Annotated in this window: 9 protein-coding genes; 4 read left to right on the top strand and 5 right to left on the bottom strand. The window is 31.0% G+C overall.

The window, feature by feature from the left end; all coding sequences use genetic code 11:
- Positions 1–105: 105 nt before the first annotated feature.
- Entirely contained in the window at positions 106–1,320 is a 1,215-nt protein-coding gene (locus KPL37_RS08330; RefSeq protein WP_216147844.1) for a YgeY family selenium metabolism-linked hydrolase, read from the top strand.
- 103 nt (positions 1,321–1,423) lie between these two features.
- Here the strand turns inward: KPL37_RS08330 and KPL37_RS08325 are convergent, their stop codons facing one another.
- Both KPL37_RS08325 and KPL37_RS08320 read right to left on the bottom strand, forming a co-directional pair.
- Positions 1,424–2,860 (bottom strand): alpha-amylase, encoded by a 1,437-nt coding sequence (locus KPL37_RS08325; RefSeq protein ID WP_216147841.1) that lies wholly within the window; start codon positions 2,858–2,860, stop codon positions 1,424–1,426.
- Between the two features lie 37 nt (positions 2,861–2,897).
- Positions 2,898–3,791: a LysR substrate-binding domain-containing protein gene (locus KPL37_RS08320; protein WP_216147838.1), complete on the bottom strand. Its 894-nt coding sequence runs from the start codon at positions 3,789–3,791 to the stop codon at positions 2,898–2,900.
- 122 nt (positions 3,792–3,913) lie between these two features.
- Here KPL37_RS08320 and KPL37_RS08315 point away from each other — a divergent pair, with 122 nt between their 5' ends.
- Both KPL37_RS08315 and KPL37_RS08310 read left to right on the top strand, forming a co-directional pair.
- Complete coding sequence (locus tag KPL37_RS08315) at positions 3,914–5,464, top strand: nitrite/sulfite reductase (RefSeq protein ID WP_216147836.1); 1,551 nt, start codon at positions 3,914–3,916, stop codon at positions 5,462–5,464.
- Positions 5,465–5,892: 428 nt separating this feature from the next.
- Positions 5,893–7,731 (top strand): APC family permease, encoded by a 1,839-nt coding sequence (locus tag KPL37_RS08310; RefSeq protein ID WP_216147833.1) that lies wholly within the window; start codon positions 5,893–5,895, stop codon positions 7,729–7,731.
- 35 nt (positions 7,732–7,766) lie between these two features.
- Here the strand turns inward: KPL37_RS08310 and KPL37_RS08305 are convergent, their stop codons facing one another.
- The 3 genes from KPL37_RS08305 to KPL37_RS08295 form a co-directional block, all read right to left on the bottom strand.
- Positions 7,767–8,756 carry a lysylphosphatidylglycerol synthase transmembrane domain-containing protein gene (locus KPL37_RS08305; RefSeq protein WP_216147830.1) on the bottom strand — a complete coding sequence of 330 codons (990 nt, stop codon included), beginning with the start codon at positions 8,754–8,756 and terminating at the stop codon, positions 7,767–7,769.
- A gap of 72 nt (positions 8,757–8,828) precedes the next feature.
- Positions 8,829–9,305, bottom strand: coding sequence for a DUF3237 domain-containing protein (locus KPL37_RS08300; protein ID WP_216147828.1), 477 nt, complete (start codon positions 9,303–9,305; stop codon positions 8,829–8,831).
- A gap of 244 nt (positions 9,306–9,549) precedes the next feature.
- Positions 9,550–10,407, bottom strand: coding sequence for a YitT family protein (locus KPL37_RS08295; protein ID WP_216147825.1), 858 nt, complete (start codon positions 10,405–10,407; stop codon positions 9,550–9,552).
- 297 nt (positions 10,408–10,704) lie between these two features.
- Between KPL37_RS08295 and KPL37_RS08290 the strand changes: the two genes are divergently transcribed.
- Positions 10,705–12,417: a methyl-accepting chemotaxis protein gene (locus KPL37_RS08290; protein WP_216147822.1), complete on the top strand. Its 1,713-nt coding sequence runs from the start codon at positions 10,705–10,707 to the stop codon at positions 12,415–12,417.
- Positions 12,418–12,610: the final 193 nt, after the last annotated feature.

Raw genomic sequence — 12,610 nt, 5'->3', positions numbered from 1 at the left:
TATTTATAGTAATATATTTTATGAAATACATACTTTTGTTATTTGTTAAGCTTAAATTGAGGCACTTTTTATTTACAATATAGATAAATTGAAGGAGGCTTTACAATGAACATTGATTTTCAAAAGGTCTTACAGAAAGCAGAAGAGTACAAAGGGGACATATCAAGGTTTCTTCGTGATATGATTGCTATTCCAAGTGAAAGTCGCCATGAGGAGAGCGTTATAGCGCGAATAAGTGAGGAGATGAAAAAGGTTGGCTTTGATAAGATAGAAATAGATAAAATGGGAAACATAATAGGGACTATAGGTCATGGGAGTCATATTATAGCAATGGATGCACATGTAGATACGGCAGGTATTGGAGATAAAGATTTATGGCAGTACGATCCATATAAAGGATATGAAGATATGGAAGTGATCATAGGGCGTGGTGGAAGTGATCAAGAGGGCGGTATGGCATCTATGGTTTACGCAGCGAAGATTATTAAAGAGTTGGACATGCATGGTGATTATACGTTACTAATTACAGGTACAGTCCAAGAAGAAGAGTGTGATGGGCTTTGCTGGCAATATATGATAAATGAAGATAAAATTCAACCTGAATTTGTTGTAATTACTGAGCCTACTTCCTGTAATATATATAGAGGACATAGGGGACATATGGAGATAAAAGTAGTTACTCATGGCCTAAGTTCCCATGGATGTGCACCAGAGAGAGGGGTAAATGCTATTTATAAAATGACTCCTATATTAAGTGAATTAAAAGGGCTTAATGAGACTTTGACTTGTGATAATTTTTTAGGTAAAGGGACACTTACTGTTTCTGAAATATTTTTTACGTCTCCTTCAAGATGTGCGGTGGCAGATAGTTGTACTATATCAATTGATAGAAGATTAACAGGTGAAGAGACTTACACTTACGCCCTAGAACAAATTAAAAATCTTCCATCAATCAAAAATATGAAAGCTGAGGTTTCTATATATGATTATGAAAAACCTTCATATAAGGGAGTTGTTTATCCAACAGCTGCTTATTTTCCAGCTTGGAGCTTAGATGTTCATCACCCAGCTTGTGAAACTTTAGTAGAATGTTATGAAGCTTTATTTAATGAGGAGCCACTAGTTGACAAATGGAATTTTTGTACAAATGCTTCTTCGATTATGGGTAGATATGATATACCCTGCATTGGATTTGGACCGGGTAATGAGGAAGAGAAACATTCTCCAAATGAGCGAACCTTAAAGAGTGAATTAGTTAAGGCAGCAGCTATGTATGCAGTAATTCCTAGTTTATATGTAAGTAGAGTAGTGAAAAATTAATAAATTAACCATTGCAATGTGTTATAAAAAAGAAGCAGCCTGTGAATACACAGGCTGGTGATATATATATATATAACCTATTATGCAGCAAGCAAGGAGCTGATTAATCTTTTTTAATAATGCACCAAACTGAATAGGAATTCCCATTAACAGTAAAGTCACCATTGCCATCTTTGGCTATTATAACTTCTCCAGAAACATTTCCAGTTATATCTACAAATGACTTGCCAGAAAGTTTTTCTCCGACAAACATTTTTTTAGAACCACTGTTATTTACATTAGAAATTAACGAAGCGAGTCCATTCTCTCTTGTCCAACCTACAATATGTGCATCATCGAAATAATCATGTTGCCATCCATAGGCAAAATCACGCCTAGCTTTTAATAAGTTATCTAGTTCATCTTTTAGTGATGCTATAGAATTACTTGGCATTCCATAATAATCTCCGAAGAAAACACATGGTATACCCTCTTTTCTTGTTAAAATAAATGTATATGCTTGCAGTTTAAATGAAGTGTTTACCCAGGACTCAAGAGACTGTCCAGGTTGAGTATCATGATTGTCCACAAAAGTTACTGAATTCTGTGGATAACAACTTATTAATGTATTTGACATTAAGCTCCTTAAATCATAGTTTTCTTTTTGAGTAGCAGCTGCTAGAAAATTATAGTGAAGTGGTACATCAAAAACATTCAATATATGGGAAGTATTTTCAACATATTTTTTCAAAGTGTTAACATCATTATCCCAATATTCACCTACTGTAAAAAGCTCTTTATTTGTAATGTTTCTTATGTCGTTAATAAGCTTTATAAAAAATTCAAATCCTATATGTTTTAGTGCATCTAATCTAAATCCGTCAAGTTGTGCTATTTCAATATACCATAATGACCATTTTAAAAGCTCATCATAAACTGCAGGAGAACTAACGTCTATATCTGTAAGCATAAGATAATCATAGTTCCCGTTTTCATCATCTACTTCAGAATCCCATGATTTGCTAAGACCGGTAAATTCAAAAATAGCACTTTCTTTTTTGTTTTGGTCCCAATCTACGCCATCAAAACATTCCCAGTTCCACTTAAAGTCAGAATATTTATTGTTTCTTCCAGTGAAGTTGAATTTAGTCCATGCTTTTATATCATATTCACCAGATATTTTATTGTTCCGATTGTTTGGGTCAACTTTAACTGCTTTTACCCATTCAGTTTCATCTGCGCCACCCTTATGGTTAAGAACTATATCTGCTAATATTTCAATTCCGTTTTTATGAGCCTCATTTATTGCATTTACATATTCATCCTTTGTACCGTATTTAGTTCGTACGCTTTCCTTTTGGTCAAATTCACCAAGATCATATAAGTCGTAAACGCCGTATCCTGTATCATTACTGCCACCTGCACCTTTATAGGCAGGTGGAAGCCAAAGGGTATTTATGCCAGCATCACTTAAGACTTTGATGTGATCTTTTAAAAAGTTCCAGTGGCCTCCATCAGGTGGTAAATTCCATTCAAAGAATTGCATTATTGTTTTATTCATGTAAGTTAGCTCCTTTTATCTCTCTAATCGAGATTTATTAGTTTTTAATATTTCTACAGCTGAACTTTTCTAGTTTCTCAACAAATAATGTCGCAATCTTTGATAAGTTTTTCTCATGAACTAAGTAAGAAAAAAACCTATTGTATTTTGTCTCAGTGGCTATAATTTTAAGCTCATTGTTAGTGGCAGCATCATCAACTACTAAAGATGAGATGAAAGTTACACCTAAATTGTTTTTAACAGCTTCTTTAATTGCATAATTACTTCCAAGTATAATAAAATTCTTTGGTAATATACCTTCTGTATTCAAAAATATATTTAGATATTCACCAGTTCCAGAACCTTCTTCTCTATGCATCCAAGTTTGATTTGACAAGGTGGGTTTAAGTCCAATATTTTTATCATAGGTAAAAGAATTTGGAGTTACAATAACCATTGTGTCTTTGTAAAAATTTTTAGAGGTATAGTTATGTGCAGGGACACTTCCTTCAGTTAAGGCAATGTCAATATCATAATTTTTAAATTTTTCATAAATATTATGGGTATTTTCAATAGCGACTTCAAGTTTTATGTTTGGAAACTCTTTAATAAATTCTCCTAGTATTGAAGGAAGTAAGAATTCACCTATAGTCATACTTGCGCCAATCTTTAAGGTTCCTGAAGTGGAATTATGATAATTGTTAAGTTCATCTTTTGTGTCATCTATTAGGGAGATTATTTGTTTAGCTTTTTTGTATAAGATTTCTCCAGTTTGTGTAATTAAGATATTTCTTTGTTTGTTTGATCTTTCTATCAATTTAGTATTAAACTTTTTTTCTAAAATTTTAATGTGTAAACTAACACTTGGTTGAGATATGTTGATAGTGTTTGCAGCTTTTGTAAAGCTTTTTTTGTCTACAACAGCAATAAAAGTTTTTAATTCTTCAATCATAATCATCACCATACCTATCAGAAATATTAATAAGTATTATATAAAACATGTATTATACTTATTGGTTAAAAACAAGTATACTATAGTCAAAGACATGTTGCAATAAGAAAGGAATGGTACAAATGAATAATTTAAATGAGATTCTTCTTTCCGAAATTGAGGATTTTAGAGCACTTGGTAATAAATTTTTAAGTGGTGAAATGAGTAAGATGGCTTTTAAAGGAGCTTCTGGTGGTATGGGAGTGTATGCTGAGCGTAGTGGCAAAGCATTTATGGCAAGATTTAGAATGCCGGCAGGGATAGCTTCTTTAAAGGATCTTAAACTAATTTATGACTTTGCAAATAGATATAAGGTAGAAAGTATACATATAACTACTCGTCAAGCAATGCAATTACATGGAATTACTATAGATGAAGTTTGTAACATTATGAAGGAAGGAATAAATAAAGAGTTATACATAAGGGGATCAGGTGGTAATTATCCTAGAAACGTTTCTGCATCGCCACTATCTGGTGTAGAAAAAAATGAGGTTTTCGATATATCACCTTATGCAATCGCTGTTGGTAAACATTTTTTAAATAAGATATATACATATAAGCTTCCAAGAAAATTTAAGGTTGCATTCTCAAGTAACGACAAGGATGAGTCACATGTAACTGCTACTGATTTGGGATTTTTAGCGGTTATTCAAAACAACGCCCAATATTTTAAAGTATATTTAGGTGGTGGAATGGGAAATAATTCAAGGCTATCTGTTGCAAGTGGTCAATTAGTAAAGCCAGAAGATATTATATACCATGTTGAAGCATTAACTCAGCTTTTTATTAATGAAGGTGATTATGTAAACAAAGGAAAAGCTCGTATAAGATACATTAAAGAAAGAATGGGCGATGAAAAATTTATAAACTGTTATAATAGTTATTTGGAGAAGGTTAAGGCTGAAGGTAATTTAAAAATCAAGGTAGAAACTAAGGTTTATGATAAGCCTGGTATTGAAACTTCTATAAAAAATCTAAGACTAATTTCACAAAAACAAAATGGCTTATACAGTGTGTATGTTCATCCAATGGGAGGACAATTAAAAACAGAGCATTTAAAACTAATAATAGATAAAATAGAAGGTATGGACGATGTAGAAGTAAGACTAACTATGTCAGAAGGATTATATATTAGAAATTTGAATGGAAAAGAAGCGCAAATATTACTTGACGTAACAGAGGGAATGGGTGGAAATACTTCGCTTGAATATTCAACTTGCTGCATCGGAGTTCCTACTTGTCAAATGGGAATATTAGAAAGTCAGAGTACTTTAAAAGATATACTCAGCTATTTTAAAGAAAAAAACTTTACAAAAGATATACTGCCTCCAGTTCATATATCAGGATGCACTAATTCTTGCTCCGTACACGAAATAGGAACAATTGGATTTCGTGGTAAAAAGAAAAAGGTTCAAGATGAACTTACAAATGTATTTGAATTACATCTTGGTGGGGACCTTGGAATAGGTAAAACAAAACTTAGTAAAATTTATGGCGATATTAGAGAGGTGGAAGTGCCAAAATTTTTATTTGAACTGGCAAGTGCAATAGATACTTCAAGCAAGGATTTTGATTCTTGGATAAAAGAAAACGTAGATGAATTAAATAAACTTGTAAGTGAATATATAGTATAAAGAAATTTCATATGTTGGAATGTACCTAGAATTCTGTAAATAATTTAGATAGGTAATTAAGAATAGTGTATATGGGGGGACCCATTTACTTTATTCTTTTTTTGAGTCACTTATAAATAAATTACATGATTTAATGATAATTTATTTATATGCTATATATAAATTAATGAGAAAGAAAACTACGATTATATACATTTAAAATAATTGAGCTAAAATTCATAACGTGAAAGCGACTAATAAGCAACTTTAAATACATATTTATTAAGCATTTATGACTATTTGAATTATAACATTAATTATCTGACATTAAAGCTAGTAATATGGCTATATTTCGTCATAAATAGGGAAATTATAGTTTGAAATCTTAGAATTAATAATATATAATAGATAAATATTGTATTAATAAATTTGATTATAGAGGTGCATTTATGTTTTCAAAGATAAGAGAATTACTTATAGGTAAGACATTAAAAACAGAAGAATTAGAAGGAGAAAAATTAAACGTTTTATGGGGACTACCTATATTATCCAGTGATGCTGTTTCCTCCGTTGCATATGCAGGTGAGGAAATTTTAATTGTGCTAATTAGTGTTATAGGGGTTATGGCATATAAATATATGTTTTATGCTGCATTGTGCATAGTTTTGTTATTGCTTATACTCGTTTTTTCATACATGCAGACTATTGATAGTTACCCATCTGGTGGAGGATCATATATAGTTGCAAAGGATAATCTCGGAGTAACCCCGGGGCTTACGGCTGGAGCAGCACTTACTATAGGTTATGTTCTTACAGTTGCTGTTAGTATAAGCGCCGGAACTGCAGCGATAACATCAGCTATGCCATTTTTGTATAAGCACAAAGTAGCGATAGCTCTTATAATGTTATTAATTATAACAATAGGGAATTTAAGAGGAACGAAGGAATCATCTAAACTTTTTGGAGTTCCAACATATATATTCATAGGTTCTTGTGTAGTGCTTATTGTTACTGGTCTTGTTAGATATTATGTTTTTGGTTATTCACCACAACCTATATTTTCAGTGCCAAGACAAGTAGGTGACATTACGCTATTCCTATTTCTTAGAGCATTTGCTTCAGGATGTAGTGGTTTAACAGGGGTTGAAGCTGTAAGTAATGGTATACCTAATTTTCAGGAACCTTCACAAAAGAACGCAAAAACTGTTTTGGTTTTACTAGGAAGCTTGGTATTTTTTATTTTCGTAGGATTATCTTTCTTAGCAACGATTTATCATGCAGTACCTGTTAACCACATGACAGTGCTTGCTCAAATTACACAGCAAGTTTTTGGAAAAGGTATTATGTTTTATGTTATTCAGGTAACCACAGCCATTATTTTAATAATGGCTGCGAACACATCTTATGCAGGTCTGCCATTATTACTTTCTTTAATGGGTAAAGATGGATATGTTCCAAGACAATTTTCTCAAAGAGGAAAAAGATTAAGTTTTTCAAATGGAATAATAGTACTAGCAGTAGCTTCTGCTATATTAATTATTGTGTTTCAAGGTGATACACATGCACTTTTACCTTTATATGCTGTTGGTGTATTTATATCTTTTACACTTTCTCAAGTTGGAATGTTCTTAAAGTGGAAAAGGGATAAATCAGTTGGTTGGAAATTTAAGGCGGCCGTAAATGGATTTGGTGCTCTTATAACTTTTATTACGGTAATACTTATAGGTATTACAAAGTTTATGCAGGGAGCTTGGATTGTTTGTATTATATTACCTTTGCTTGTCTATTTTATGCTAAAGATTAAGAATCATTATACCCATGTGGTGGAGCAAATAAGATTAACAAATGACCTAAGACCCAAAGTTGGGCCAATAACAAATAATGATCAGCATGTAATAATACTTTTAGGTACATTAAATAAATCATTCCTAAAGGCGCTAAACTGTGCTAGATGTTTATCACAAAATGTGGTTGCGTTTCATGTATCAACTGATCCAGAAATTACTCAAAAATTAAAAAGAAAATGGAAAGAGTATAATCCGGGAATTCCATTAATAATAGAGCATTCCTCATATAGGGATGTAATGGAACCATTAATGAATTTTATACAATCAGAAGAGCGTTCTTCAAAACATGGAGAAACAGTGACAGTAGTACTAACACAATTTGTTATAACTAAATGGTGGCATAATTTGCTTCATAACCAAACCGGGTATTTTATAAAGAGTCAATTATATAAAAATAGAAATGTTGCAGTTCTTACTGTGCCGTATATAATAAAAGAATAGGAACAAAAAAATCATTAGCTTAGGCTAATGATTTTTTAGTTCTTTTTAAGTGCATAAAATCCAAATATTATACAGGAGTAAAAAGTAATTAACCGCCATAATAATATACCGGCCATTATATTGCTAGCTGCAAAAAACATGCTAAAACATATATAGAAAGCGCCTTCAGCTCCACCCATGGCTCCGGGTGATGGTATAACAGCTGTTATCATCATTATGAAAGCAGTTCCAGCTATCATACTACCAATGCTAGCACCGTGCATTCCAAAACTAAGATAAATAAAATAAGGAATAATAAAATATATTGTTAGCTGCAGCGTTGTATAAATAACAGCTTTAAAAATTAATCTTTTACTATGTTTTGCTATTTGCATATTATCATGGAACTGATCTAAATTTTCATTAATATTTGCTTCTAACCTTGATATATTTTTTACGAATTTAAATTTTCGTAATATTTTAGACAAAATCATTATAAATTTGTGTGTTAATTTACGATATTTTGAAAAAATAATTAAAAACACAATTACACTAGCATGGACTAAAAAGCCTACACCTATCAAATAAAATAAATTACTGGTTTTTCGCCTAAAAAAATCTAATTTCCAAAATATAAGAACTAGAGAATATATAGTTAATATAGCTTGATACATAATAAATTTTATCATAAGCGCTGAACCAGCTTTGCCAGCACCTACTCCTTGCTTTGTAAGTGCATATAATTGCATTGGCTGACCGCCGGATGCAAAGGGAGTAATTGAATTAAAATACTGACCAATAAGAGTGACTTTAAATGATTCTTTAAATTTATAATCTTTTTTCATTAGAAATACAGTTAATTGTAAGATTTTAGCTTCAAAAATCCAATATAAAAACATAGAGAAAATAGCTGCGATTAGCCATTGAACATGTAGGTTTTTCATTTGATGAATCAAATCCATCCAGCCATGTGTGAATATAATTAATAGAATAAAAATACCTACAGAGGCTATTCCTAGTATCAAATTAAATTTATATTTTTTCATTAATTTACCTACCCTTTATTAATAATGCTTTTATAAAAAATTTGCAAATAATAAGTACATTATCTAAATCTACTAAAGAACTCTATAGAAAGTCAACACGACATTTTCTGGTAACCTTGTAGCATAACATACAAAAATATTATTCATCATCCACTTATATTTTTCACTGTACGTTTCGAAGATGGGAATTGTACGGAAATAGTAAACGCTAGGATCAACAAATTTTCCAACCTTTACATCCTCTGTATATTTAGAAGGTACTGTGCGAAGTCCATTGTTTTCAATATAAATGGTAGCGCCAGCATCTAACTCAATAGCATATCTAGCTGAAAGCTCACATTTCCCATCTGGGCGTATAACTTGACTATCAATTCCGCCTGGAAGTACTTTTCCTTCAAAGCCAAGACCGGTTACTTCGCCAGATAAAATAGGAATCAATTGACGTCTTCCAACTATATCATCTTGTCCAACTAGAATAGGTTTATCTACTACAATTAGAATTCTAAATACTTCAACGCATCCTATTTTTTTAGTATCAACAGTTTTCATTAGTTTCACTCCTTATATTTTTTCGTTTATTAAATTTGCAGAAATAATATTTACCTTTAACGACCCAGGAGATGATTTAAGTATAATTATGTCTTAAATATTATATCACGAAAAATTAAACCACATTCTTAAATATAGCTTATATTATTAATAAAATATTAATAGGTACATGAGTTTGTAAATAAAAAAAGGAGAGCGATTATATTAAAACCACTATCCTAAAATCCTTATTTTTATTTAAAATTTAATGTATAGCTTTCTTTTTATAACTTTTTCCAGTTGTTTCAACACTGCCTATAGTTATGAATGCATCATCATCAAATCCATTTACAATAGATTTGAGTTTAGAAATTTCTAGTCGAGATACAACTACATAAATTACATTTTTATATTCTCCTTCTTTTCCGCCCTTGCCATAGAGGTAAGTCATTCCACGACCAAGTCTGGCCATTATTGCCTCAGAGATTTCTTCATGTTTATCTGAAATAATTACTACAGCTTTTGATTCATCAGTACCTTCAATGATAATGTCAATAACTTTGATTACTATAAAATATGTTATTAAAGAATACATTGCTCTATCCCAACCAAAAATTAAGCCTGCAGAAAGTAATATAAAGAAATTGAAGAACATAATTATCTCTCCAACTGAAAATTTAATTCTTTTGTCAAGTATTATTGCTACGATCTCTGTGCCATCGGTTGATCCACCACTTCTCATTATGAGTCCTATGCCTAGTCCAACCAGTATCCCACCAAAAACTGCTGCGAGTAATATATCATGTGTTATTCCTGGAATTGGCTTAAGAATTGATACACCTATAGAATAGCATATTACAGAAAAGATAGTTGCTATGGTAAATGTTTTTCCAATTTGTTTATATCCGATTATAAAAAATGGTATATTTAGTACAAAAGTAAGTAGCCCAAGTGGTACGCTGATAAACTGATTTGCCATAATAGATATTCCAACCACGCCTCCATCAATTATGTTGTTAGGTATTAAAAATATTTCTAAACCTATTGAATATAGTGTTGCACCAAGTATTATAATAATTACTTTACTAAAATTCGCGTAAAAATTTTTGAAGCGTTTAGTCATCGAATAACCTCTCTTTTTAAATACGTACTTTAATTATAACCTATTTTTCCATTTCATTCAAGTTGATTTGAATGAAAAACTGTATTTTCTGAAAATTACGATAAAAAGAATACTGAATAATACAGTAAATATTAGAACATTTCTGGTGAATTTTCAAAATTAATTATATATGTGTAGAATTTATTAAGTACATCGAATATAGTGTACTAATTGCTTTATTTACAAATGATTTAATATAGTGAATAAATATAAAATAGTAAAGTGATGCAAAATTGTTTTTTAGGAGAGTGAAAATTAATGAAGTGGTTTAATAATTTAAAAATGATTCAAAAACTGGTGTCGGCATTTATACTAGTAGCTTTGTTTATAGGCATTGTTGGAATGGTTGGAATTTATAATATGAAGAGTATGAATAAAAACATTAGGAATATTTACAGCATAGATTTGGTAGGTCTTAATGCTGCTGATAATCTTAAAGCAAATTTATTGAAAATTAATACAAATATATTGTTAAGTCTTGATCCTAGAAATAAAAGCAATTTTAAAAAATATCAAGGCGATATTTTAGGTTTAAAATTTGAAAATGATGCAATTATTATAAAATATAAGAACACAATTACAACTGATTTAGATAGGAAACAATTTGCTGAGTTTGAAAGTTTACTTGCAGATTATCGTATAGCAAGACAGGAATTAATTAAGCAAATTGAGGAAGGCAACTATGGCAAAGCAAATCAACTTTTACCAAGGGTTTCGAAGATTACAACTGATATGTTTATAGTTATTGATAAAGAGCTTTCTTTAAATAAAAATATGTCAAAAGCTGATTATGATAATAGTCAATTTTCATATAATAGTGCATATGTCCAAATTATAGCAATAACCGTTATAGGATTGCTTGTTGCTATTGTGCTTGGTTTAACAATTGCAATAGGAATTTCAAGACAGATAAAGAAAGTTGTAATTGTAGCGGATGCACTTTGTGAAAATGATTTATCAAAAATTGTTGATATAGATAATAAGAGTGAAATTGGAGCCTTAGCAAAAGCAATAAACAAAGCTATAACAAATTTAAAATTGCTGATTTTTGAAATATCAGAAAGAGCTACTGATATTAGTGCGACAAGTGAAGAATTATCAGCTACAACGCAGGAGATATCATCACAAATGGAGATTGTAAATGAATCTGTAAAACAAGTATCATTAGGAGCAGAACAGCTAAGTGCAACAACGCAGGAAGTAAATGCAACCACCGAAAGCATTGCAACTAAGGTGGCAGATGTTACGATGCGTGCAGATAAAGGGGCTGAAATTGCAAAGAAAATAGGAGTAAAAGCAACACAAATTAAAAAAGATGCTGAAGAAAGTGGAAATAATGCAAATAAATTATATTTGGAGAAGCAAGAAAATGTATTAAAAGCAATTACAGATGGACTGGTTGTCAGTGAAGTTAAGATAATGGCAACTGAAATAGGAAATATAGCAAGTCAAACAAATCTTCTTGCACTTAATGCAGCTATTGAAGCAGCAAGAGCAGGAGAGCAAGGTAAGGGGTTTGCCGTGGTTGCTGATGAAGTTAGAAAATTGGCTGAAGCGTCGGAAGCTACAGTTAAAAGGATTCAAGAGGTAACTTTAAAAGTTGAAAAGGCATTCCAAAATTTATCTATTAATACTCAGGATATATTGAGCTTTATAGAAAATAAAGTTAAACCAGATTATGGAGTGTTTGTAGATACAAGTAAGCAATATGGTGATGATGCTATGGTATTTAATGAGCTATCTTCAAATATTGGAGCTTCAATGAATATTGTAAATGAAACTGTATCTGGAATTAATAAAGCAATTGAAAATGTAGCAGCTACAGCTGAGCAGTCAGTTGCAAGTTCTGAGGAAATACTAGCAAGTGTTAATGAGTCTGTTATGGCAATTGAGGAAATTTCAAAAGCTTCTCAAAATCAGGCAATACTCGCTGAGAAATTAAATGGTATGATTCAAAAATTTAAACTATAAAATTACATTAAAAGAATTATAGTTACAAATAAAAGTTGAAATTGAATTGTAGATTAGTCTGCAGAGTAACTGGTGTTCTTGATTAAGGGATAATATTATTTCAATTAATTTTTAGAATTTATTTAGTGCATCGAATATCATGTATAAAAAGGTTTATAAAAAAGGAAAGTATATTAATGCTCTTATAAAAATC

This window comes from Clostridium frigoris, assembly GCF_018861865.1.
In the GTDB taxonomy this organism is placed as follows: Bacteria; Bacillota; Clostridia; order Clostridiales; family Clostridiaceae; genus Clostridium_AD; species Clostridium_AD frigoris.
Note: the sequence above shows the minus strand (reverse complement) of the source record. Positions and strands in the feature narration are given on the sequence as shown.